Origin of the sequence: Flavivirga sp. 57AJ16 (assembly GCF_028736925.1) — a bacterium.
GTDB lineage: Bacteria > Bacteroidota > Bacteroidia > Flavobacteriales > Flavobacteriaceae > Flavivirga.
Map to the genome: position 1 here is coordinate 66,443 of NZ_JAQZAT010000001.1, position 25,715 is coordinate 92,157.

The following is a 25,715-nucleotide window of genomic DNA, read 5'->3' on the forward strand; positions in this document are numbered from 1 at the left end:
GAAAAACCTCATAATATATGGCGAAAAAAAACAAAATACCTTGGCCCACTAAAGATGTGATGACACAGATTTATGAGATGAAACTATGGGGAGGCAAGGCATTCGATTTTTATTCTGGGGCAGGTTCGCACGATTCAAAAATTATAACACCTTATTTAGAAGCGATCATAGCATTTTTAAATGCCCACAATAAATCTTTGGTCGTTTGCGATTTAGGCTGCGGAGATTTTAATATTGGAAAACACTTAACTAAATATGCCCGAAAATATATTGCTGTTGATATTGTTGAAAAACTTATTGAAAGAAATAAAAACTTATATAGAGAAGATCATTTAGAATTTTGTTCTTTGGATCTTACAGCAGATGAGCTTCCTTCTGGAGATTGTGCTATATTACGACAAGTGCTACAGCATTTGTCTAATGCAGAAATACAAAAAGTAATAAAAAAAATAGCTGCTTATAAATATCTCATTTTAACCGAGCATGTGCCATTGGGTAACTTTGTTCCTAACAAAGACCTTATTTCCGGGCAAGGCATTAGACTAAAACAAAACAGTGGCGTTAATATATTGGAAGCTCCTTTTCATTTAAAAATTAAAGAAGAAAAAAACTTGGGGGAACATATTCTGGAAAACAATAAAGGGCGTATAGTTACGACCTTATATAAGATGTTTTAAAAGGCCTTTGGCAAGGATATGCTTCGGAGCAAAATTAAACGAATGAAACGAACATTAATAAATTTTAAGCATTTTTTCACAAAAGGGAATGTTTAAAATTCCTGCCTGCAGGCAGGTTTTAATGTGAGAGCGTAGCGGTTGCACACGTTCTCAATTTTATAATTAATTTATTATCAAATAATTACTAAAATTTAAACGTGTGAAAAAAACAGAAGTAAAGACAGACCCTAAAGTTAAATCGGTTTTCAAAAATTACCCTGATTCGGTAAGAAAGAAAATGACAGATCTTCGGGAATTGATTATAGAAACCGCTGGTGAAACAGAAGGCATAACTGGCCTGGAAGAAACATTAAAATGGGGAGAACCTAGTTATCTAACCAAAAAAGGCAGCACTATTAGAATAGATTGGAAATCTAAAAGCCCAAATCAATATGCGATGTATTTTCAATGTACCAGCAGATTGGTATCTACATTTAGAACAGTTTATAAAAACACCCTTGATTTTGAAGGAAAAAGAGCGATTATTTTTCAAATAAATGAAGCACTTCCTAAAGAAGCCTTAAAAAACTGTATTGCTGCTGCATTGACCTATCATAAAGTAAAACATCTCCCTTTATTAGGTATGTAAATGATCAATAGCCTTTGCATAAATACAAAACAGGTTTCATTTTGTGACTTTTTATTATCAAGTTATACCATTTTTACTTGAGAGTTACTCAAAAAACACAGTTATTTTTTGTTTAGGCAAAAAAGAAAAGCAAGTGCTCAGCTTCCTGCCTGCCGGCGAGGCAGGGACTGGGGTAGCAAGCATAGCTACATTTAAGTTTTATTTTGAAGCATAAACGGAAAAGAACAAATTTTTGTGGATAATTTTTTAAAGGTTAAAACACTACAATTTATTGCTGTTACTTTAGTTTGTATAAACTTTATTTTTTTAACTGGAATTTTGAAGCACGAAGTTGTTTTCAAAAAAGGGCGTGTTTTTCTTCCGTCTTCTGACTTCTAGCCAATGTTCATTCTCACAATCAAACTTCATTCGAGATTAAACCTATGTTATTTCCAATGCATAGTGATTTAGTTATAATTGAGCTTGATTCTAAACCCATAAAACTCTAACTTCGTTCACTGGCACTCAATTTATTTTAGTAGTCACCGATATAGTTCGTTTAAATTACTTCTATGTCTTAGCATTGTATGTAATGGAAAAATCAAAAGTTTCGATCTTCTGGTTCAAAAGAGATTTGAGAATTGAAGATAATCATGGCTTATTTAAGGCGCTCACTGGAGCCTATCCAATTCTCCCTATTTTTATCTTTGACATAAACATTTTAGATGAACTGGAAACAAATGATCCTCGTGTTTTATTTATCTATGAGCGTCTATCGTTCTTGAATAAGATACTCAAAAATCATTCAAGCAGCCTTTATTGCAAAAAGGGGAAGCCAGAAGACATCTGGAAAGACATTCTTAAAAAATTTGATGTTCAAGATGTTTATTATAATGAGGACTATGAACCTTATGCAAAAAAACGGGACAGAAAGATTGAAGACATTTTAACAGCATCTGGCGTTAACTTCCACACATTCAAAGACCAGGTCATATTTGCAAAAGGCGACATACTTAAGGCCGACCAGACTCCATATACCATATACACGCCCTACAAGAACAAATGGCTTAAAAAATTCAATAACACAGATATTCAACATTTCGAATCTGAAATCAATGGTAACTATCTAAAAAGAGCCTTTTCATTCCCCGCTTTATCGGAAATCGGATTTACCAAATCGAAAATTAAAGTGGTCGATTATACCTTTGATTATCTGAAAGAATATGAAGCGGTTAGAAACATACCTGCCATTGATAAAACAAGCCACCTTTCTCCACATCTCCGTTTCGGAACAATTAGCATAAGAAAGGTTGCACGAAAAGGATTGCTAAATCAATCGTTCTTAAATGAAATCATTTGGCGTGAGTTTTTTATGCAAATTCTATATCATTTCCCAGAGGTGGTGCACTCCAATTTCAAACGCAAATATGACCATATTGAATGGCGGAATAATGAAGATGACTTCGAAAAATGGAAAAATGGGAAAACTGGATATCCCATGGTCGATGCAGGTATGAGGGAGTTAAATACCACTGGTTATATGCACAATAGAGTAAGAATGGTAACAGCAGGTTTTTTGTGTAAACATTTACTAATAGATTGGAAGTGGGGAGAAGCTTATTTTGCTAAAAAGTTATTGGATTATGAATTAGCATCAAACAACGGAAATTGGCAATGGGCCGCTGGAACTGGATGTGATGCAGCACCCTATTTTAGAGTATTTAACCCTACAGAACAGATTAAAAGATTTGACCGTGACCTAACTTATGTAAAGAGGTGGGTTCCTGAATTAGATACGATGAGCTACCCCACACCCATGGTTGATCATAAAATAGCAAGGGAACGCGCTATTAGAGTATATAAACAAGGAATACAACTAAATACAACAAAAACCAAACGGTAATAAAACACGGTTAAGGCAGAACGATAAGCGTCATTCTAAAGTTACTCCCCACAAATCTCCCCCAAGAGCCATAAATAATCTGCTCGGTTTTCGATAAAATCTTTTTCAGAAATGTCAATAATTTTCACATTAAAATCGGATTGTGATTTTAAGAACCCTAAATACCCCGCATTGATTTTTTCTAAGTAGTCTTTTTCAATATCCTGTTCGTAATCACGACCTCTTTTTTTTATATTCTCTAGCAATCGCTCGGTATTTTGATATAAATAGACATACAAATCGGGTTTTGCAATCTCCTTATACATTAAATAAAACAACTTTCTGTACAGCTTAAACTCATCTTCATGCAAGGTGATTTTCGAAAAAATAAGAGACTTAAACACATCGTAATCGCTCACAATAAAATCTTTAAACAGATCTAGTTGTGATAAATCGTCCGATATTTGTTGGTAGCGCTCCGCTAAAAAGGACATTTCTAGAGGAAAGGCATAGCGAGCAGCATCCTCGTAAAATTTAGGTAAAAAGGGATTATCTGCAAACCTTTCTAAAATAAGTTTCGCATTGTAGTCTTGTGCTATCTTGTTTGCTAAACTGGTTTTTCCTGCACCTATATTGCCTTCAACCGCCATGTAGTTATACTTTGAAAAATCAAAAGCCTTCCTTGGGTTTTTAAGCCAAATATTAACGGGTTCCAAAACACTTTCGTCTTCACATTCCGCTAACAAGACCGACACCTCTTTATGGAGTTTGGGATGCTTAACTTTAGGCGCGATATCGTTAAGCGGTAGTAGTACAAACTTGCGTTTTTCCATTTCCGGATGCGGTATTCTAAGGGTTTTAGTCTCAATAACAGCTTCTTCAACAAAAACAATATCCAAATCTATAACACGGGCTTCGTAATCTTTTGATCTTCTAACACGTCCTAAATCTGTTTCGATATTCAATAAAACATCCAGTAATTTTTGAGATTCCAAACAACTTTCCAAAACCAAACAAGTATTAAAAAAATCATCGCTTTCAAATCCAAAGGCAGGCGATTTATATACTTTAGAAATCTGTCTTATATTACCAGCCTTAGCATGTATTAAATCGACAGCATCTTGGAGGTTTTTAAATTTATCTCCCTTATTACTTCCTAAAGCGATATAAAAGGTTTGTGGTTTTATCATAAGTATTGGCAAAATAACTAAAACAATTTTTATTCGTTTATATTTACAAGACGTATTTATTCACAATTATTTAGATGATATTAAAAGACAAACTTGCCGCCCAGCGTATTTATATACTTCTTGGGGCTTTATTTATAACATCGTTAGTGGTATCCAATCTCATTTTTCAGAAGTTTTTTTATTGGTACCCATTTAATGTTGAAATTTTTGGAAGCAAGCTTTTTGAGATCTCTGTTGGGATATTACCCTACCCCATTACTTTTTTAATTACCGATTTAATTAGTGAAATTTATGGTAAAAAGCGAGCCAACGATGTGGTCGTCACTGGTATTTTCGCTTCGCTTTTTTCACTTTTAATAATCCTGGTTGCAGACCGCGTCCCAGCAACTTCCTGGTCTTATGTTAAAGACGATATGTTTAAAACGGTCTTTGGTAATTCTATGATTGCTGTGTTTGCCAGTATGCTTACCTATTTATTTGCCCAGTTTGTAGATATTCAGATTTATCATTTTTGGAAACGGCTCACTAAAGGAAAGCACCTTTGGCTACGGAATAACTTTTCTACATGGTTCTCACAATTTGTTGACACGTTTACAATTGTAACTTTATTATGCGCATTCGGCATTATTGATTGGTCAAATTTTAAAGGTTTGTTAATTAGCGGTTTTTTATTTAAAGTTTTTGTTGCTGTTTGTGATACGCCATTTTTATATTTGGGCGTATATTTGTTCAGAAAACGTTTTAACCTAAAAGTAAACGAAGAAATTGATTTGCTCTAAGATTTTATAAAAGTGAACCAAGAACTCATTTAAAGTTTTTCAATGGGTTAAAACCTGCCTCGTCGGCAGGCAGGAATCACCCTTTTCCATTTATATTTCTCATTTAAAATAACGGTTAAAATATAAACTATGATAATAATGTGTTTTTTTATACATAATTACGCAACCTATTTACCAATTTGCATCCTATAAAAAAGGCTTATGGAATTGTATTTAAAAAAGACATTGGTTTTAACCATATTTTATGGTTCCAACGAAAAACCAACATTGAACAAAAAAGGCTATCATCTTTTTAACGTCATTTTTACGTATATTCAGAGCACTGTTTTATATCATAATATAACGACCCTTTATACCTATTTTAATTAACAATTAGAAACAAAACAAAACCTACAAAATGAAAAAAGCTTTAAAAATATTAGGCATTACTTTGCTTATCATACTAGTTCTTTTAATAGCCATCCCTTTTGCTTTTAAAGGACAAATTAAAGATATGGTCAAGCAACTTATTAATGAAAACCTGAATGCTCAAGTAGAATTTAGTGATGTAAGTTTAAGTTTTATAAAAAGCTTCCCTCAAGCCCATGTCTCTGTAAGCGACTTGGTTATAACCAATTTCGAACCTTTTAAAGGTGAAACATTAGCAACCTCTAAGAACATTGCGCTTACCATGTCGATTAAAGAATTATTTAAAACAACGGGCGAAGATCCTATTGTTGTAAATTCTATTACTATAGATGAAACCTTATTGACCCTTAAAACAGATAAGTTTGGTAACACCAATTTCGATATCGCCAAAAAAGACAAAGAGCCTGTTTCAACGGAAACGGAAACCAGTAGTTTTTCTTTTGATATTGAAAATTACAGTATCAACAATAGTGCTTTAGCATATATAGATGATGCCTCCAAAACCACCATTTACATATCGGAACTTAATCATGAAGGCAAGGGCATCTTTTCTGCCGAAACTTCTGAACTGGATACGAAAACCGAAGCTAATATTAGTTTTACAATAGATAGTAGTGCCTATTTGAGCAACAACCCTATTAAACTGGATGCCATAATAGGATTAGATCTGGTTAATAGTAAATATACTTTTAAAGAAAATAAAGGTTATGTAAATAAGTTGCCACTAGAGTTTCATGGTTATGTACAGCTATTAGAAGACAGTCAAGAGATCGACATTACTTTTAAAAATCCGGAAACGTCTTTTAAGAATTTCCTAGCATTAATACCTGAAACATATTCAAAAAACATTGAGGGAGTTGAAACTACTGGCGATTTTGAAGTTAAAGGCATTATTAAGGGTATAAGCTCAGAAAAAACCATTCCTAACTTAGATATTAGCATAACATCAAACGATGCTTCTTTTAAATACCCCGATTTGCCAAAACGTGTCGAAAACATTACTATAAATACGATTATAAAAAACACTACTGGAAATGTAGATGACACGTATATTGATATAAAAACACTTGATTTTAGAATTGATAGTGATATTTTTAGATCATCTGCCTCTTTAAAAAACATGACGAAAAACATGTTGGTAAACGCCCATATTGATGGTATTTTAAATTTAGAAAACATTACCAAGGTATATCCTATTGAATTAGAAAACACTTTAAAAGGCACTCTAACAGGCACCTTAAATACTGTTTTCGATATGAAGGCCATTGAAACAAATGCTTATGAGCGCATAAAGAACAATGGCTCTGTAAGCATTACTGATTTTGTATTCTCTTCGGATGATATTGTTGATCCTATTCACATTTCTGAAACAAATATGACTTTTAACCCTGGCACTGTATCACTCAACAGTTTTAAGGCCAGAACAGGCAGTAGTGATTTAAATGCTACAGGAACCATTAAAAATTTACTAGGTTTTTTATTAAGCGATAACACACTTCAAGGTTATTTTGATGTAAATTCCACTTTTTTTAAAGTAAGCGATTTTATGTCTGAAGAAGATAACGCAACAGTCGATAGCGATATCACTCAAGATACTGAATCATTGAAAATTCCTAAATTTTTAGATTGTACCGTGAATGCCAATGCTAAAACGGTACTTTACGATGATTTAAATTTAAAAGATGTAAAAGGCACGCTTATAATTAAAGACCAACAAGCCACACTTAAAGATTTGACCTCTCATTTATTTGATGGTATTTTAGCTGTCTCTGGTGATGTTTCTACAAAAGGGGACACACCAACTTTTAATTTAAATTTAGGTGTAGATAGCTTTGATATTGCCCAATCCTTTAAAAATTTAGAACTGTTAAGAAACTTAGCTCCTATTGCAAAGCTAATACAGGGGAAACTAAATACCAATATAAGTTTAGCGGGCGATTTGGATAACGAATTCTCTCCTAAACTAAATAGTATTTCCGGAAATGCCCTTGCCGAGTTAATAAATACAAAAATTGACTCAAACAAAGGCGATTTATTAAATACATTAGAAAGCTCTTTAAGTTTTATAAATTTCGATAAATTAAACCTGAAAGATCTTAAAACAAAATTAGAATTTGCTAACGGAAAAGTGAGTGTAAAACCGTTTCAATTAAAATACGAAGATATTACTATTGATATATCCGGTTCCCACAGTTTTGATAAAAACCTGGATTACAGTGCCGTTTTTAATGTCCCAGCTAAGTATTTAGGAAGCGATGTCAATCAATTAATTGGCAGAATTAATGATGAAGAAACAAAAAAGATAAGCATCCCTATTACTGCAAATATTGGTGGCTCTTATACCCTACCATCTGTAAAAACAGATTTAACAAGTGGTGTTAAAGACCTAACGAAACAGCTTATCGAAATTGAAAAACAAAAATTGCTCAATCAAGGTAAAGGCAAAGTAAAAGACTTAATTAGTGGTGTTATTGGGGGTAATAAAACCAAAACCGATTCTATAAAAAAAGAACAAAAAAAATCGGTTAAAGATGTTTTAGGTGATATTGTTGGCACCAATAAAAATCAGCAGACGGATTCTACTAAAACAACGACGACTAAAGATGCTGTAAAAAATGTGCTTGGTGGCTTATTGGGTGGTAAGAAGAAAAAGACCGACACTATTAAATAAAACAATTTTCCACCTTATTTTATCAAAAAAAACCTTTTTTATTAGGATACCAATTTAAAAAAGTTATTATTGTTAGCAAGCCATTCACTAATTCTATAAATTTGCCAAAAAAGAAGTCAAGTGATGCTTAAGAAATAGTGTATTTAGGATAATCCTAAAGCGAACGAATTTAAAAACTATATATGTTAAAAATTATTATTAAAGATGGTGAAAACATTGAGAGAGCTTTAAAACGCTACAAAAGAAAACACAGGAACATTAAAGTTATGCAGAATTTGAGAGATGGTCAATTTTTCACCAAACCATCTGTTAAGAGACGTCGTGAAGTTCAAAAAGCCGCATATATTCAAAACTTAAGAGACCAAGAAGATATTTAGTATAAAATATACTAATTAGTAAAAAAGCTGCATTTATCACAAAAGATAAATGCAGCTTTTTTTATTTTAAAATTTCAAGATACTATTTTTATTGGTCTAGACTAATACCAATTTGAATATCCGTAATCATACATAATGATATTTTTGTCATTCTGAACGAAGTGAACCTGCCTGCCAGCAGCTACGGTGTACCCACATCTTTTTTCAATATAAAGAACAAAAGCTTATTTCCTTTTTTACTTACTTTTAGCTCACTGATCTAATTTGATAAATCGGAGTTCGTGAATCTTCGATTTTGCTCACTGATCTTATTTGATAAATAGGTGTTCGTGAATCTTCGATTTCTTTGCTCGTCCAAAGAAAAGTAACAAAAGAAAAGACGCCCTTTCGAGAGGGATTTCTTCTCATGCTGCCGCCAGAGAAGAACTGGGCCCAAAACTTCGCGTCGCCCCACCGCCATGGCCAACGCCAATGCTCTTGTTCCTCGAAGCTTTTTAGTCCTTCGCGCAGTCTGGTTCCTACGCTAAAATAGTCCACTGGACTATTTTTAAACGCTCGGTCCCCTTCCGAAAGGTCGGGGACAGCTCTATGGTATTTTTCCAACTGCTAGCAGAGAGACCTGAGTTCTCTATAAAAAGCGGTCTGCGAGGCTGGTAGGCAAACCTATACAGAAAGCAAGGGACATAGGGCGAGTTCTTTTTATCTGTGGCTGCGACAGAAGATCATGATTTGTGGGTGCACCGTAGCTGTCGGCAGACAGGGAATCTATTGATAATCAATGAGATTCCTCGAGATCCCTCGTTGCCTCGGGATAACAAAATCAATATATTTTTAGGTCTATGGCATATTACGGTCAATCAATTTTAAAATGATAAAATCAGAATTCATTTATTTCTGTTATTTTATTTTTTAATTGGTATTAGTACATTTATTAATTAGCATATTAGCAAAACTCTCGAAACCCTTCTCTTAGGAGCTTCTGAACTTACTCTAAAGATTTTTAGTGTAGACTTTTTTTTACATGACTAAAATCATATTTCAATAGAATTTTTCAGTATAACTTGCACAATATTAATAATAATCTCTATACACTATGTTAACTATTAAAATAAAAAATAATTTAAACTTTTTTGGCTTTATTGTATTATTTCTCCTAATGCCAAATGTATTTCAAGCACAACAATTCAACCTTAATAATAAGGAATCTTCATTAACGGTTTTTGGGACTTCCAGTTTGCATGATTGGCATATTATAGCCGAAAATATGAGCGGGAAGATTCTTTTTAAAAACCTTGAAGCTGGAGAGGTGGATAAATGCGATTTCACAGTTAATGCAGAAAGTCTTAAAAGTGGAAAACGTTCAATGGATAAAAACACTTTTAAAGCTTTAAATACAAGCGACTATAAAACAATCACATTTCAGCTCGAAGAAGTCAAGGACATTGTAAAAAAGGGGGCAGGTAAGTTTTTATTAAAATCTATTGGAAATCTAACGATCACGAATGTTAAAAAACTAATTCCTATAGAATTCCACATTGAAATTATAGAAGGAAAAATTACATTGTCGGGAGAAAAAAATATTAAAATGACCGATTTCAATATAGAGCCTCCAAAAGCCTTATTTGGTACCATAACTACTGGTAACGATATAACAATTAAATTTTCAACCATATTCAAATAACTTAATATTTAAAACTAAAAAATCATGAAATCAATCTTACAAAAATCAATAATATTAGGACTATTACTCGCAGGGTTCAGTATTCATAGTCAAAACAGAAACTTAGATAATTTTAGACCGCAAGATCAAGACGGAACTGGTGTTTTCGAATCACAAAAAGATTCAGTATCAACTTTTAATGGCGTAAAAGTAAGAGTAGGTGGAGCTTCAACGCTTCAATTTCAAGCTTTAGATAACGAAAACTCTGGAGCTACTCCTATAAAAGAAATAGGAAGCAACTTTAACTTAGCGACTGCCAATTTAGATTTAGATGTGGCACTTTATGATGGTATTAGAATGCATTTAAGAACTTACTTATCTTCTAGACATCACCATGAAACTTATGTGAAAGGTGGATATTTTCAAATAGATAAATTAGACTTTATTAGTGAAGGATTTTTAGAGGACTTCATGAAATATGCTACCATTAAAATTGGCCATATGGAAAACAACTATGGTGATGCCCATTTTAGAAGAAGTGATAATGCTCAAACAATTTTCAATCCGTTTGTAGGAAACTTAATTATGGATTCATTTACAACTGAGGTTGGAGCTGAATTATTCTACCAATGTGATAGCGGATTTTTAGGAATGGTAGGATTCTCTAATGGTAAATTAAATCAAAACGTTAAGGATTCTAATGGTACAACTGGAGGTGCCGCTTTCTTAGCAAAACTTGGTTATGATAAACAGATTACCGATGATTTTAGGTTCAGATTAACAGGGTCTTTATATAATACAGGATATGCTCAAAGCGTTTATTTATATACAGCAGATAGATCTGGTTCTAGATATTATGATATTTTGCAAGATGAAACTGCTACTAGCGATAATTTTAGATCAGGACGATTTGACCCAGATTTCAAAAACAAAATTACTGCGATTATGATTAATCCTTTCTTAAAATATGATGGTTTAGAACTTTTCGGAACTGTAGAGCTAACCTCTGGAAGAGCCTTAGCTGAAAGTGACAGAAGAAAGGCTACGCAGTATGCAGGTGAGGTTATATATAGATTTGGTAACACAGAAAATTTCTACTTGGGCGCTCGATATAATACCGTAAGTGCTGAATTGGCAAGTGGTGATGATATAAATATTGATAGATTTCAATTAGGAGCCGGTTGGTTTATGACAAAAAATATCTTAATGAAAGCTGAATATGTAAGCCAAAAATATAAAGATTATCCTGCAGGAAATCTTCTAGAAGATGGTAAATTTAATGGTCTTACATTAGAAGCTGCAATTAGTTTCTAAGTGATTAATTAAAATTAGAAGCAAATCTCTATGTAAAATGTGAAATGATTTAGAAAATTTTATCTTAGCATATAGTTAGAGATTTGTTTCTTTTTTACTTAAAAGAAACATACAACTTTTAACTAAACTTAAAAGTAATGAAAAGAACTCTATTTCTTATTTCTGTTTTTATGGTGTTGGCATTTACAAATGGAGATGCTACTTTAAAAAGCACATCGGTTATTATATCCTCAGAAAGTTCATTATTAGTAAGAGGTACAACTAATGTTAATATTTTTACCTGTGAATTTAATATTAATAAATTCAAAAACCCTATCCAAGTTATTTACCATGTTGAAGGTAATAAAATAATATTTGATGAAACAGCTTTAATTTTGGATAACGATAGTTTTGATTGTGGAGGAAAAGCTATAAATAACGATTTTCAAAAAATATTAAAATCAAATAAGTACCCACATATTTCGCTACTATTAAATGAAATTACTCATTTTGACAACGAATTGGATGTTCGTGCTTCTATAGATATAGAAATTGCGGGAACTACAAAAAATCATAAAATTCCTGTAAAAATTAAAAAAAATAATGGCATGCTCATAACTGGAGACTTAGTTGTTAGCTTAACCGATTATAATTTAGAAGCTCCAAAAAAGTTTTTTGGACTAATTTCCGTAAATGATGAAATTAAAATTTATTTTCAGTTAGCAGTTCGGGAAAATTAAGTTTGCAAAATATCTACTGGCAAAGAGGTACCAAAACATAATCTTAATAATTAATAGCAATACTAACAACCAACCCTTCATTAGCACGAATATTAAACACCGTTTCGTCTTCAAAAATGAGGTACTGTCCTTTTACTCCAACTAATTTACCTGAGTACTGTTGTTCTTTAACTATATTTAAACTTTTGGGTTTTTTAGGATATTTATATACTGGAAATTCTAAATTAGTCTCTGTATTGGTTTCAATAAAATAGTCTTTAACCTCATTAGGAATATACTGTTTTAAGCGCTCTCGCCACGCTACTAAGTCTTCATCTTCAATATCATTTTTAAGCATTTTTCGCCAATTCGTTTTATCTGCTACATGCTCTTTTAAAGCGACTTCTGTAATGCCCGCTAAATAACGGTTAGGAACTTCAACAATTTCAATCGCTTCATGAGCCCCTTGATCTATCCAACGTGTTGGGACTTGATTTTTTCTTGTAACCCCCACTTTTACATTACTAGAGTTAGCTAAATATACAATATGTGGCTGCAATTGAGCCCGTTTTTCAAATTCCAAATCTCGGTCTTCCTTGCCTAAATGCGCTGTGCTTAGCTCAGGGCGCATAATCCAATCGGCTGCTTGTGGCACTTCAAAAAAGCACTGTTTATCAAACCCCTGCCTGTAAATAGGTTTATTTAATCCGCAGTTTAAACATTGATATTTAACAAATTGAAGCGTTACACTTTTATTCAACAATTGATTCATGTTCAAAAAATCGTTTTCAAACACCAAATAATATTGAATAGGGCTGGCAAACTCTGTTTCCATTTTTGTTAAAACACCTTGGTAAGTCATAAAAAAAAGTCTTATTTTTAAAATCTTAAAGATAAAATAAATATGCCAATACCGATAGTAAATTCCATTGCTTCTTGGTTCCTTAAAAAGCGATTCCATCAAATAGAATTATTTTTAAAATATCCTAACGAAGTACAAAATGAGTTACTATTAAACCTTATAGACATTGCTAAAGACACTGAAATCGGCAAAGAGTATGACTTTGCTTCCATTAAGAACTACAGAACATTTTCAGAACGTGTTCCCATTAAAAATTACGAAGGTTGGCAGGACGTTATTGAGCGTTCCCGAAAAGGGGAAACCAATATTTTTTGGCCCGGCCCTATAAAATGGTTTGCAAAGTCTAGTGGCACGACCAGAGCTAAAAGCAAATTTATTCCAGTAAGTACAGAATCGCTTGAAGATTGTCATTATGCTGCTAGCAAAGATCTATTATGTATGTATCTTAATAACAATGAAGATTCTCAATTGTTTACAGGAAAGAGCTTACGCTTGGGTGGAAGTAAAGAGTTGTACAAAGAAAACGGTACGGTATTTGGCGACTTATCAGCCATCCTAATTGATAATATGCCTTTTTGGGCAGAATTTAGTAGCACACCGAGCAACAGAGTATCACTCATGAGCGATTGGGAACACAAAATGCAAGCTATTGTAGATGAGACTATAAATGAAAATGTAACGAGTCTTGCCGGTGTCCCCTCATGGATGCTCGTGCTACTTAATAATGTTTTAGATACAACTGGAAAACAAAACATTCATGACATATGGCCTAATTTAGAAGTCTATTTTCATGGAGGGGTTAGCTTTACTCCATACAAAGATCAATACAAAAAAATTCTTCTAAAAAACGATTTTAAGTATTATGAGATCTATAATGCTTCGGAAGGTTTTTTTGCCATTCAAGATCAAAACGACTCTGATGAATTATTATTGATGCTTGATTATGGGATTTTCTATGAGTTTATTCCTATGAATATTTATGCGACTAATGAAGAAAAGGCCATGCCCTTAAGCGAGGTCAAGCTAAATCAAAATTACGCTGTAATTATTACGACAAATGCCGGATTATGGCGTTATAAAATTGGTGATACCATTAGGTTTACATCATTAAGCCCTTACAGAATAAAAGTATCTGGCAGAACCAAGCATCATATTAATGTTTTTGGTGAAGAACTCATTATTGAAAATGCCGAAAACGCTTTAAAAAAAGTATGCAAACGTACTAAATCCGAAATTGTAGATTTTACAGCAGCTCCAATATTTATGGAAGGCAAAGAAAAAGGAGCTCATGAATGGCTTATTGAATTTAAAACACCACCAAAAAACCTCCATTATTTTAATGAGTTATTTGATAATGCTTTAAAAGCCTTAAACTCCGACTACGAAGCCAAACGCTACAATAACATAACACTTAATAAGCCTAAAATTAATATCGCCAGAGAGCATTTGTTCTATGATTGGCTAAAACAAAATAACAAATTGGGCGGACAGCATAAAGTACCCAGGCTTTCTAATACACGTGATTATATGGACGACCTGCTCCGTTTAAATTATTAAACCTGTCTATAATCTCCTATCAAAATATCCTGCGAAATCATTAAATAAAAAAATTCTTGAAACAGACTATCCCTACCTAGTCGGCAGACAGGCCCGAGGCAGAGCCTTCGGGGAATTATTTAGAATTAACGAATTAAATGACGATTGATCCAAGAAATTCTCTCAAAACTTGGGTTATGGGTTACATTTGGTTCCTAATTAATCCTAACCTCTCAAACCCCTCTAAAAGATGAAAGCTAAGTTATGCCTTTTTATTTTCCTTATTTCCAATATGGCCATTAGCCAAGGAACTTCAAATTTAATAACATCAAATAATTTTTCATTGGACAATTTGCCTACATCAAAAGCCATTGATGCGAATGGATTCGATTTTGAACTTTTAGATGCTGGTGTTAATACTAAATATTCCGAAATAGGTTCGGGTTTTTTTAGAAATAAACTTATTATGGTTTCCTCGAAAAAACTTGGTGGTTTAGCAAAAATAGACCCTAACACCAATGAGGCGTATAAAGATTTATTTTGCTTGGACATTCGTAAAAATGGTTCGCTAAGCTTACCATTATTATTTTCTAGAATACTTAATACCAGAGATAGCGAAGACCAATTAACATTCACCCCAGATCAAAAAACGGTATATTACACCAGAAGTAGTAAAGAAAACTCCATGGAGTATAAATTGTATAAAGCTGTTTTAGAAGAAGGCTCGCATGGTAATTGGATCAATGAACAACTATTAAATATTAATAGAAAGAACGTTTCAATAGAAAATCCTTTTATGAGCCCTAAAGGCGATAAGCTATATTTTTCATCGAATATGCCAGAATCTATTGGGGGTTACGACATCTATGTTTCAAATATAAATACAGATGGGACTTTAAGTACCCCAGAAAATTTAGGAAGCACTATTAACACTCTTTTAGACGAAAAATATCCGTCTCTTTCTATGGATTCTAAATATTTATATTTCTCGTCTAAAGGCCATGATAATATGGGAGGCTTTGATCTTTTTATAAGTAAAATTTTAAGCAGCGGCTACAGAACGCCAAGAAATATGGGAAGTACCATTAATACCCCATATGATGAAATTGCTTATTTCTTAGCGGCAAAAAACAAAGGATATGTATCTTCAAACAGACCAAGTGGGAAAGGTGGTTTCGATATTTATACGGCAACTAATGATGAGATTATTCAAACCATTAAAGGTAAAGTATTGGATTTAGAAACTAAAATAAAACTCCCTAACACCTTAGTCATTCTAAAAGACGATGAAGGTCATGAAATTTCCAGGCAATTAACCAAAGCGAATGCTACCTATAAGTTTGATGTTATACCTTTTGAATCGTACAGTATTGTAACACAAAAGGACGGATTTAAAGATGGTGATTTTAATTTTATAACTACGAGAAGTTATAATACAGCTTATACCAAAGATTTAGAATTACTGACTACCGAACCTGTAATTACGAAAGTTGAAGATGAGTTAAGAATTGTTTTAGAAAACATTTATTTCGATTTTAATAAATGGAGCGTCAAAGAAGCGTCTTTTATTTCTTTAAACAAAGTTGTTAAAGTATTAAAAGCGCATCCTGAAATAAAATTAGTTATTAATGCCCATACCGATAACAAGGGTAGAGATTCATATAATTTAAACTTGTCCAAGAAACGTGCTGCATCGGCTGTAACGTATTTAACAGATAATGGTATTAACAAAAACAGATTACAATCTAAAGGCTACGGTGAGACTAAACCAAAAATTGATTGTAAAAATGATTGTACCAAAGAAAATTTACAAACAAATAGGCGCGTAGAATTTGTTATTTTAGAATAACATAGCTAAATCAATTAACAATTGGTATAACGACGTTTTCTGAACACGCCTTTAATTCCGATTAAATACAACAGCAACAGTTTTTAAACGAGTATTTCGTCTAATCATCTAAAAGCCAAAAAAAAGTTTTGTGTACCATTCAATTAAGCATACTTTTAATGAAGTTTTTAAAAACACTGTGAAAAATTCGTCCATAATGTCTTTTATTAATTAACATCCATAAAATAAAAAACCACGCTAAATAGCGTGGTTTTTTTATACTAGACAATTTAATTTTTATGAAACTGCTTTTAGTTTCTTTAAAGTTGTTTTCGTTAATTTATCCTCGGCGTACACTTTAGTTACATTTAACTTCTTCTCATTACTACTAGGCAACTCGAACATAGCATCTGTTAATATTTCTTCGCAAAGCGAACGCAACCCTCTGGCTCCTAATTTATACTCAATCGCTTTGTTTACAATAAAGTTTAAAGCGCCATCTGTTATAGTAAAATCAATATCATCCATTTCAAACAACTTCTTGTATTGTTTGATGATGGCATTTTTAGGCTCGGTTAAAATCGCTCTTAAAGTATCTGCATCTAAAGGATCCATATAGGTAAGCACTGGTAAACGACCTATAATTTCAGGAATTAATCCGAAGTCTTTTAAATCTTTCGGAATAATGTATTGGAGCAGGTGATCTTGATCTACAACATCATCAGACATTGAAGCGCTGTAACCTACTGCCTGCATATTTAAACGTTTCGAGATAATACGATCAATCCCATCAAAGGCCCCTCCTGCTATAAACAAAATATTTTCTGTGTTAACTTCGATGAATTTTTGGTCTGGATGTTTACGTCCTCCTTTAGGCGGTACATTAACAACAGTGCCTTCTAAAAGCTTTAATAGCGCCTGTTGTACCCCTTCTCCAGAAACATCACGAGTAATAGATGGATTATCACTTTTACGGGCAATTTTATCGATCTCATCAATAAAAACAATCCCTTTTTCTGCTTTTTCTAAATTATAATCTGCCGCTTGCAATAAACGTGTTAAAATACTTTCCACATCTTCTCCAACATAACCTGCTTCGGTTAAAACAGTAGCATCAACTATGGCCAATGGTACATTTAACATTCTAGCAATCGTTTTTGCCATTAAAGTCTTTCCTGTACCTGTTTGCCCTACCATAATGATATTACTTTTTTGAATATCTATATCATCTTTAGAAAGAGGCTGTAATAAACGCTTATAATGATTATAAACGGCCACAGACATTATTTTTTTAGTCATATTCTGACCAATAATATATTCATCAAGAAATGCTTTAATTTGCTGTGGCTTACGAAGTTTTAACTCCGCAGATAAGTCACTACTGTCACTTTGTTTAGATTCTTCGATTACAATACCATGTGCCTGCTCTATACATCTATCGCATATATGAGCATCTAAACCTGCTATTAATAAATTAGTTTCGGGTTTCTTTCTACCACAAAACGAACATTCTAATTCTTCTTTTGCCATTAATCTATATCTATTTTCTGGGTGTAAATTGCTACAGATCCCTCAATAACAATAAACTAAATTACGATTTTTTTACTTAATTACGCGATAAAATCTCATCAATCATACCGTATTCCTTAGCTTTATCTGCTTTCATCCAATAATCTCGATCACTGTCCTCATAGACTTTGTCGTAATCTTGTCCCGAATGCTTACTAATAATTTTATAAAGTTCTTCTTTTAAGATCAGGATTTCCCTAGCTGTAATTTCAATATCACTCGCCTGCCCTTGTGCTCCCCCTAATGGCTGATGTATCATAACCCTTGAGTGCGTTAAGCCACTACGCTTTCCTTTCTCTCCAGCACATAGCAAAACAGCTCCCATAGAGGCTGCCATTCCAGTACAAATAGTTGCTACGTCTGGTTTTATAAACTGCATCGTATCATAAATCCCCAATCCGGCATAAACACTCCCTCCTGGAGAATTAATATAAATCTGAATATCTTTTGAAGCGTCAACACTTTCTAAAAACAACAATTGTGCCTGTATAATATTAGCGACCTGATCGTTAATAGCTGTTCCCATAAAAATAATACGATCCATCATTAAACGAGAAAATACATCAAAAATAGCGATGTTCATTTGACGTTCTTCAATAATGTTTGGTGTTAAGCTAGTTGGATACATACTACTTATAATTTTATTGTAATATGTGCTGTTAATACCTTGATCTTTTATCGCGAATTTTTCAAATTCCTTTGCGTAATCCATAGTCTTTTTAATATTTAATTCGATAATTGCCTGATTAACATATAAATGGCAAAAAACCTATTTTAAAAATTCTTTATTTTTGAATAAAAAACGCTTAAACCCGTAGATTTAAGCGCTTAAATATAAGGAATTATTCTTTACTTATTTATCACCATAAACTTCTTTTACAAACTTTTCATAGCTTAATTCTTTAACCTTGATATTTGCTTTTTCTTTGTAAACTGCTAATAATTTTTGGCTAATTAATTGCTCTGAAATTCTGCGTGCTTCATCTTGGTTTGACAATACGCGTGCAGCAATGTCGTCTAATTCTTTATCAGAAGGATTCATTTGGCCAAATTGAGCCATTTGCCCTTTAATCATTTCCCTAGCATGATTTTTAATATCATCCATGGTTACTTGAACATTATTATCGGTTATTAGTTTCCCTTCAATTAATTGATAGCGTAAACTTTTTTCCGATTTTTCGTACTCTTCTCTTGCCTGCACCTCATCCATTTCCTTTTCGCCAGCAGTTTGCATCCATTTTGTTAAAAATTCGGCAGGCAAATCAAACTTAGTGCTTTCAATTAAATACTCTGTCACATCATTTAAAAGCTTCTGGTCTGCTTGTTGCACAAATTGCTTTTCGGCATCTTCTTTTATCTTGGCTCTTAATTCTGTAACTGTAGTGACCGTATCTTTTCCAAAAAGCTTATCGAACAGCTCTTGGTCTAAATCTGCCAACTCACGTTCATTAATCTCTGTAATCGTAAAGTTTACTTCAATATCCAAACCATGTACTTCATCATGATCCAATTTTAAAGCATGCATTAATTCGTGCTCATCATCATAAAGTCCTTTGGTTTTTAAAGTAATAACGTCACCAACTTTGGCCCCTATAAATTGTTTCTCGGTAGCTTTTCCTTTAAATTTATCTAAAGTTAAAGTGACTGTATTATCAATTTCTTTTTCCTCATTTTTATAAACACCGGTAATTTCGCTGTCTTTTACAACAACATCTTGAGGCACTAACTTCCCATATTGTTTCTGAATACGCTCAACCTGCTCATCGATCATTTTATCGTCAGCAATAATATTATATTGCGTAATCGCTTTTTTACCTTTTAAGTTTACTTCAAATTCTGGTGCTAGGCCTAATTCGAATTCAAAAGAAAATTCATCAGCATCCCAATTAATGCCATCTTGCTGTTTTGGTAAAGGTTGTCCCAATACATCCAGCTTTTCTTCTGTAAGGTACTTGTTTAAAGCCTCTTGTAACAACTTATTGACCTCATCTACCAAAACAGCCTTTCCGTATTGTTTTTTAACCATTCCCATTGGCACATGCCCTTTTCTAAAACCAGGGATATTCGCTGTTTTACGATAGTCAACTAAGATTTTTTCAACTTTATCACTATAGTCTTCTTTAGCGATATCTACTTTTACAACAGCATTTAATGCATCAACGTTTTCTCTTGTAATATTCATTTCAAATTATATAAAGCCTTGTATCAGGCATTTAACAATAAAGCTTTCTTTTAGAAAACTAAAATTTATGTAACCAAAATTGGGATGCAAAAATATAATATTTTTACATCCCAACAAAGTTTTTAACCGCTTGATTCAAAGCTATTTTTTATCGTCTTTTAAAAGTGAATGAAGTATCGATTGCAAAAAAGAAAGCAGTATGCTAAACAACACCGCTATCCAAATACTACTTACCGAAAAACCATCAATTAAATTATCGGCCAATAAAATAATCAAAGCATTAATTATCAATAGAAACAAGCCTAAGGTAATTATGGTTATTGGCAGCGTTAAAATAACTAAAATAGGTTTCACAAGCAGATTCAATACCGATAGCACAATAGCTACAATAAGAGCTGTTACGTAGCCATCTACATGCACCCCTTTTAAAAAATATGCTATTACAAATACAGCTACGGCGTTTAATAAGAGTTTGATTATGAGATTCATTTGCTTATATTAAATGGGTCTTACCTATTAGACATTATGTGCATAATAAATGTTTCATATAGTCGTTGGTTTTTTATTATACATCATTTAAATATACATAAAATTATACCACGAACTGCATAACAGCCTCAAAAAAGTCTTTTGGGTTTTCGGCATGCAACCAGTGTCCCGAATTGGAAATAGTAGTAATTTCAACTTTGGTAAAATGATTAGAAATCACGCTTTCATCCTCTGGGCCTATATATTCCGATCTATCTCCACGTAAAAACAAGGTGTCCTTCTCAAACTTAGCATAACTTGGCAAGGCTTCTCCTACCTCTCCTACTTCTTCTTTTAAAACTTCTAAATTTATACGTAGCGCTAATGTGCCTTTTTCAATCCAGTATAGGTTTTTTAATAAAAATTGACGGGTTCCAAAATCTGACACATAATTACTTAATAAATCATCTGCATCCCCCCTGCTCTTAATCACATCAAAATCCAACGCACTTAAACCTTCCAAAATGGCATCATGGTGAATGGGATAAAAGCGTGGAGAAATATCTGCAACAATTAATTTCGAAACTATTTCTGGATATTGCGTTGCAAATAACATGGCCGTTTTGCCTCCCATTGAATGTCCCAATAATATAATATTATTAAGATTATGAGTATCGCAATAGTGTTTTAGGTCTTCTGCAAGCACTTCGTAATTAAAATGGTCATCCCAAAAGCTACGCCCATGATTACGCTGGTCTACCAAATGAACCTGAAAATGATGCTCGCTAAATTGACGCCCAAGTGTTTTCCAGTTATCGCTCATTCCTAAAAAGCCATGAAGAATTACGAATGGCCGACCTTCCCCTGTTATATTTGAATGTAATACCATAATCCTCCCTTAATCCCTCCAAAGGAGGGAAACTATTACGTAATTATTCACTTTTTTTAATCTTTTTTTCAAATCTATCTGCTTGATTCCGTCATGTTTTCGGCAGAGTTTCTTTCCCTTTGGGAAAGATTAAGATTGGGACTTCAATTTGTGTAAATACATTTGAATCACATTCTCGACCCCCAAATACAAGCTTTCAGCTATTAAAGCATGTCCTATGGAAACTTCTAATAAATCAGGAATATTTTTGTTAAAAAATTCAATATTATCTAACGACAAATCGTGTCCCGCATTCACGCCCAAATCTAAACTATTTGCCAACACGGCACTATTTACATAAGGTTTTATAGCATCTTCATTCCCTAAACTGTATTGATGCGCAAAAGCTTCTGTATATAATTCAATTCTATCTGTTCCCGTAGCTTTAGCGCCTTCAATCTGTTCTAGAACAGGGTCTACAAAAATAGAAGTTCTTATCCCGTTTTGCCGAAACTCTTTAATGACATCCACTAAAAAATCTTTATGCTTAATAGTATCCCAACCGGCATTACTGGTAATAGCATCGACAGCATCCGGCACCAATGTCACCTGGGTTGGTTTTACATTTAAGACTAGTTCCACAAAAGAATCTACTGGATTCCCTTCAATATTATACTCTGTATAAACTTCTGTTTTTAAATCGCGTGCATCTTGATAACGTATATGGCGTTCATCCGGCCTAGGATGTATCGTGACGCCTTCGGCACCAAAACGTTGCACATCTTTGGCAAACTGAACCACATTTGGCACATCACCACCTCTGGAATTCCTTAAAGTAGCAATCTTATTAATATTTACACTTAATTTTGTCATGTATGAATTTTAAAAATAGAAATCATTTAAATTTTCTGATTGAACCTCTAATTTTCGCTTTAGAGCAGAAAGTTTAAATGTGATCTGCAAAAATACAAAGTAGAACAGGCTTATATACTATTTTTTTAATTAATTTGCATACTCATAAAGCTGAACAATGAAACTTTCAGAATACCTTATAAATGACGTAAAACCATTAAGTAGCACTAGTAAAATAAAGGAATTACAATTGCTATTCAATCAATCAACCTATTCTCACATTCCTATAAAAGATGAGAATGGCATTTTTTTAGGCTCTTTTTTCGAAACGGATGCGCATTGCTTTGAAAGCGATAAACTTATCAGTGACTATCTTTATTCCATCGAGGATTTTTTCGTAAAAGATAGTACGCTTTGGTTAGATGTGTTGGAAGCTTTTGCTCAAAATTCGACTAATATCATGCCTGTTTTAGATAAAAACAACAATTATTTAGGTTATTATGAACTTAATGATATTATTAGCCTTTTTAATGAATCGCCATTCTTTTTTGAAGCTGGAGGTGTTTTAGTTGTCGAAAAAGGAATTAACGATTACTCATTTAGTGAGATAAGCCAGATAGTAGAATCCAACAACGGTAAACTTTTAGGCGCTTTTGTTTCAAAAATAAAAAATGACGTTGTGCAGGTCACCATTAAAATAGGTAGCACTGGGCTTAATGAAATCATTCAAACTTTTCGTAGATATAGCTATAATATTGTATCAGGTCATGAAGAGGACAGCTATATTGAGAGTCTTAAAGACCGATCGGATTATTTGAATAAATACTTGAACATGTAAAGAATGAACTTTCCCTATGATCATTTCATAAATAAAATGGTTACAGGTTACGTGCGACCAACAAAAACGATAAAAACTAATACATGAAAGTTGCTATTTTTGGACGATTCTACAATAAAACCACAACTACTTCTGTAGAAAGGCTGTTTAATTATTTATTAAAAAAAGATATTGACGCTTATATTGAAACAGAGTTTTTTAACATTATACTTAATGAATCCCCTAATATAAAAGACTTTGCTTCATTTAAGACATTCGACACATTAGACAAAACCTTTGATTTCCTTGTTAGTGTTGGAGGTGATGGCACTATTTTAAGAGCTATTACTTTTGTAAAAGATATTGACATCCCTATAATAGGCATCAATACGGGCCGTTTAGGTTTTTTGGCAACTATACAAGTAGACGCTATTGAGCATGCTATACAGAACATTATTGACGGACATTATAAAATATCGGAACGCAGTTTGCTTTCAATAGAAACCGTTCCGGAAAACGAACATATAACAGCACTTAACTTTGCCCTAAACGAAATAGCTGTAAGTAGAAAAAACACCACTTCCATGATTACTGTTGAAACGCATTTAGATGGTGAATATCTTACCTCTTATTGGAGTGATGGCTTAATAATTTCTACACCGACTGGCTCAACGGGCTACTCATTAAGTTGTGGCGGCCCTGTAATTACACCTGGTACCAATAGTTTTGTTATAACACCTATAGCACCTCATAATTTAAGTGCCCGCCCGCTAATAATTCCCGATTCAACAGAAATACAACTAAAGGTTGATGGACGGGAAGAAAACCATTTGGTCTCTTTAGACTCTAGAATCGCAACATTAGATAATGGTACCATCATCAAAATCAAAAAAGCAGACTTTAAAATTAAAATGATCGACCTTTTAGATGAAAGCTTTTTAGATACGCTCAGAAAAAAACTTCTTTGGGGGGAAGATAAGCGCAATTAAACTTGCCTATGCATTGACACTTTGTGTTATGAAGCTTCCGGATCCAATAAAAACAGGGGCTTCTTAATTTTATACCAAATGAATTTTAAAATGACTGGTAATAAATTTGATTTATATTTTCTTTAGATGTGATAAAAAACATATGCATAGCCTAATTATGGTTATGTTTTTTATTGAAATTTAATGGTAATCGAAGATTCTTGAACTCCTTTTATAAAAATAAAGATAGTGAGCTAAACGGATTTAACCCGTTATTTTGAAGTTTATTTGGTATTTATACCAATTATGAATTAAAATGAGCTACTGAAAACGACATTGCTTATTTGTTTTAGCCAGCTGCGTGTTATTTGCATAGCCTAAGCTATGGAAATGAGGAGTAAAGTGATAAAACGAATTAATGAATGTGTTTGAATTGCGTATTTTAATTCTTAATTGGTATTAGTATAGCACGGCGTGGCCTGTTCCCGAGAAATCGGGAAATTAAAAAACGTAGCGCAGTGCCAGTTTTTGCAGCACCTAAAAGATCGAGGGTCGAGCCATCCAGTAGGCAGGGGATCTCCAATGCATAAGCGGGTTAGACAATAATTCATAAGAAATACTGTTTTACACTAATACAATTTAGCTCAATTTATTTTTTGCTTAGTTAATGAATATAATATAAGTTTTGTATTGATTATTTATATTTTTTGAAGTGATATAGGCAAAAAGAAACGAATTATATGTAGTGTTTTATAGTTTAATTGGTATTGAGCTAATCTTATTTATTATATTTGCAAACTTTTGAATATTTATGAGGCATTTAACCGTATTAATATTAAGTATTTTAAGCATTCATTTTAGTTTCTCTCAAATTAACGAAATAGGTATTTTTGCAGGAGGAAGTAATTTTATTGGAGATGTAGGTGCTACCGACTATATTTCACCAAATCAATTAGCCATTGGGGGCATTTATAAATGGAATAGAAGTAAGAGGCATTCTTATAGAGCATCTGTCATTTTTAGTGAACTAAAAGCTATGGACTCAAAATCTGACGACCCAAGGCGTATTCAAAGAGATTATGATTTTTCAAGTAACATTATGGAAATTTCATTGGGAATAGAATTTACGTTTCTAGATTTCGATTTACATTCTGGACAAAAAGTAGCTACACCCTACCTATATACAGGCATAAGTGCAGCTAAACATGACGATCATTATTTTTTAAATGGTGTACAAACTCCCGAAAATACCTCAAGTTGGGCATATGGTATTCCTATGGCACTAGGCTTTAAAGCTTCTTTTATGGACCATATTATTCTAGGTATAGAAGTTGGTGCCCGCTATACATTTTCTGATGCACTTGACGGAAGTCTTCCAAATAATCAATCTAACCAACAACATAGATTCGGGAATATAAATAATAACGACTGGTATATGTTTTCGGGGATAACCTTAACATATACATTTGGAGAAAACCCCTGTTACTGCCCAGGCAATTAAA

The 25,715-nt window shown here is 33.1% G+C and carries 22 protein-coding genes; 14 read left to right on the forward strand and 8 right to left on the reverse strand.

What is annotated here, in order from left to right; translation table 11 throughout:
- Window positions 1-17: 17 nt before the first annotated feature.
- The 3 genes from PQO00_RS00235 to PQO00_RS00245 all read left to right on the forward strand — a co-directional run bounded on the left by PQO00_RS00235 (window position 18) and on the right by PQO00_RS00245 (window position 3,187).
- Entirely contained in the window at window positions 18-677 is a 660-nt protein-coding gene (locus tag PQO00_RS00235) for a class I SAM-dependent methyltransferase (RefSeq protein ID WP_274182806.1), read from the forward strand.
- A 199-nt stretch (window positions 678-876) separates the two neighbouring features.
- Window positions 877-1,305, forward strand: a complete 429-nt coding sequence (locus tag PQO00_RS00240) for a DUF1801 domain-containing protein (RefSeq protein ID WP_274182807.1) — start codon at window positions 877-879, stop codon at window positions 1,303-1,305.
- Window positions 1,306-1,876: 571 nt separating this feature from the next.
- The gene (locus tag PQO00_RS00245) at window positions 1,877-3,187 is read left to right on the forward strand and encodes a deoxyribodipyrimidine photo-lyase (RefSeq protein WP_274182808.1); all 1,311 of its coding nucleotides are present in this window, start codon (window positions 1,877-1,879) and stop codon (window positions 3,185-3,187) included.
- Window positions 3,188-3,228: 41 nt separating this feature from the next.
- Here PQO00_RS00245 and folK read toward each other — a convergent pair whose 3' ends face one another.
- Window positions 3,229-4,356: a 2-amino-4-hydroxy-6-hydroxymethyldihydropteridine diphosphokinase gene (folK, locus tag PQO00_RS00250; RefSeq protein WP_274182809.1), complete on the reverse strand. Its 1,128-nt coding sequence runs from the start codon at window positions 4,354-4,356 to the stop codon at window positions 3,229-3,231.
- 74 nt (window positions 4,357-4,430) lie between these two features.
- Here folK and PQO00_RS00255 point away from each other — a divergent pair, with 74 nt between their 5' ends.
- The 6 genes from PQO00_RS00255 (at window position 4,431) to PQO00_RS00280 (ending at window position 12,284) form a co-directional block, all read left to right on the forward strand.
- A complete protein-coding gene (locus PQO00_RS00255) occupies window positions 4,431-5,135 on the forward strand; it encodes a queuosine precursor transporter (protein ID WP_274182810.1) in 705 nt (234 codons plus the stop codon).
- A gap of 397 nt (window positions 5,136-5,532) precedes the next feature.
- A complete protein-coding gene (locus PQO00_RS00260) occupies window positions 5,533-8,214 on the forward strand; it encodes an AsmA family protein (protein WP_274182811.1) in 2,682 nt (893 codons plus the stop codon).
- 182 nt (window positions 8,215-8,396) lie between these two features.
- On the forward strand, window positions 8,397-8,591 hold the full coding sequence (rpsU, locus tag PQO00_RS00265) for a 30S ribosomal protein S21 (RefSeq protein WP_274182812.1): 195 nt from the start codon (window positions 8,397-8,399) through the stop codon (window positions 8,589-8,591).
- Window positions 8,592-9,684: 1,093 nt separating this feature from the next.
- The gene (locus tag PQO00_RS00270; RefSeq protein WP_274182813.1) at window positions 9,685-10,272 is read left to right on the forward strand and encodes a YceI family protein; all 588 of its coding nucleotides are present in this window, start codon (window positions 9,685-9,687) and stop codon (window positions 10,270-10,272) included.
- A gap of 24 nt (window positions 10,273-10,296) precedes the next feature.
- On the forward strand, window positions 10,297-11,565 hold the full coding sequence (locus PQO00_RS00275) for a hypothetical protein (protein WP_274182814.1): 1,269 nt from the start codon (window positions 10,297-10,299) through the stop codon (window positions 11,563-11,565).
- A 137-nt stretch (window positions 11,566-11,702) separates the two neighbouring features.
- On the forward strand, window positions 11,703-12,284 hold the full coding sequence (locus PQO00_RS00280; protein WP_274182815.1) for a YceI family protein: 582 nt from the start codon (window positions 11,703-11,705) through the stop codon (window positions 12,282-12,284).
- A 43-nt stretch (window positions 12,285-12,327) separates the two neighbouring features.
- Here PQO00_RS00280 and PQO00_RS00285 read toward each other — a convergent pair whose 3' ends face one another.
- Entirely contained in the window at window positions 12,328-13,125 is a 798-nt protein-coding gene (locus tag PQO00_RS00285) for a DUF2797 domain-containing protein (RefSeq protein WP_274182816.1), read from the reverse strand.
- A gap of 42 nt (window positions 13,126-13,167) precedes the next feature.
- On the opposite strand from PQO00_RS00285, the gene PQO00_RS00290 reads away from it, so the two are divergent.
- Together PQO00_RS00290 and PQO00_RS00295 are read left to right on the forward strand one after the other, a co-directional pair.
- Window positions 13,168-14,682, forward strand: a complete 1,515-nt coding sequence (locus PQO00_RS00290; RefSeq protein ID WP_274182817.1) for a GH3 auxin-responsive promoter family protein — start codon at window positions 13,168-13,170, stop codon at window positions 14,680-14,682.
- 229 nt (window positions 14,683-14,911) lie between these two features.
- Entirely contained in the window at window positions 14,912-16,510 is a 1,599-nt protein-coding gene (locus tag PQO00_RS00295; protein WP_274182818.1) for an OmpA family protein, read from the forward strand.
- A 276-nt stretch (window positions 16,511-16,786) separates the two neighbouring features.
- Here the strand turns inward: PQO00_RS00295 and clpX are convergent, their stop codons facing one another.
- The 6 genes from clpX to PQO00_RS00325 form a co-directional block, all read right to left on the reverse strand.
- The gene (clpX, locus tag PQO00_RS00300) at window positions 16,787-18,019 is read right to left on the reverse strand and encodes an ATP-dependent Clp protease ATP-binding subunit ClpX (RefSeq protein WP_274182819.1); all 1,233 of its coding nucleotides are present in this window, start codon (window positions 18,017-18,019) and stop codon (window positions 16,787-16,789) included.
- 76 nt (window positions 18,020-18,095) lie between these two features.
- On the reverse strand, window positions 18,096-18,770 hold the full coding sequence (gene clpP, locus PQO00_RS00305) for an ATP-dependent Clp endopeptidase proteolytic subunit ClpP (protein ID WP_274182820.1): 675 nt from the start codon (window positions 18,768-18,770) through the stop codon (window positions 18,096-18,098).
- A gap of 141 nt (window positions 18,771-18,911) precedes the next feature.
- Window positions 18,912-20,240 carry a trigger factor gene (tig, locus tag PQO00_RS00310; RefSeq protein ID WP_274182821.1) on the reverse strand — a complete coding sequence of 443 codons (1,329 nt, stop codon included), beginning with the start codon at window positions 20,238-20,240 and terminating at the stop codon, window positions 18,912-18,914.
- 141 nt (window positions 20,241-20,381) lie between these two features.
- The gene (locus tag PQO00_RS00315) at window positions 20,382-20,729 is read right to left on the reverse strand and encodes a phage holin family protein (protein WP_274182822.1); all 348 of its coding nucleotides are present in this window, start codon (window positions 20,727-20,729) and stop codon (window positions 20,382-20,384) included.
- Window positions 20,730-20,832: 103 nt separating this feature from the next.
- Window positions 20,833-21,597, reverse strand: a complete 765-nt coding sequence (locus PQO00_RS00320) for an alpha/beta fold hydrolase (protein WP_274182823.1) — start codon at window positions 21,595-21,597, stop codon at window positions 20,833-20,835.
- A 129-nt stretch (window positions 21,598-21,726) separates the two neighbouring features.
- Entirely contained in the window at window positions 21,727-22,449 is a 723-nt protein-coding gene (locus PQO00_RS00325) for a pyridoxine 5'-phosphate synthase (protein WP_274182824.1), read from the reverse strand.
- Between the two features lie 157 nt (window positions 22,450-22,606).
- Here PQO00_RS00325 and PQO00_RS00330 point away from each other — a divergent pair, with 157 nt between their 5' ends.
- The 3 genes from PQO00_RS00330 to PQO00_RS00340 all read left to right on the forward strand — a co-directional run bounded on the left by PQO00_RS00330 (window position 22,607) and on the right by PQO00_RS00340 (window position 25,714).
- Window positions 22,607-23,266: a CBS domain-containing protein gene (locus tag PQO00_RS00330; protein ID WP_274182825.1), complete on the forward strand. Its 660-nt coding sequence runs from the start codon at window positions 22,607-22,609 to the stop codon at window positions 23,264-23,266.
- A gap of 83 nt (window positions 23,267-23,349) precedes the next feature.
- A complete protein-coding gene (locus PQO00_RS00335; protein ID WP_274182826.1) occupies window positions 23,350-24,234 on the forward strand; it encodes an NAD kinase in 885 nt (294 codons plus the stop codon).
- A gap of 790 nt (window positions 24,235-25,024) precedes the next feature.
- Complete coding sequence (locus PQO00_RS00340) at window positions 25,025-25,714, forward strand: DUF6089 family protein (protein ID WP_274182827.1); 690 nt, start codon at window positions 25,025-25,027, stop codon at window positions 25,712-25,714.
- Window position 25,715: the final 1 nt, after the last annotated feature.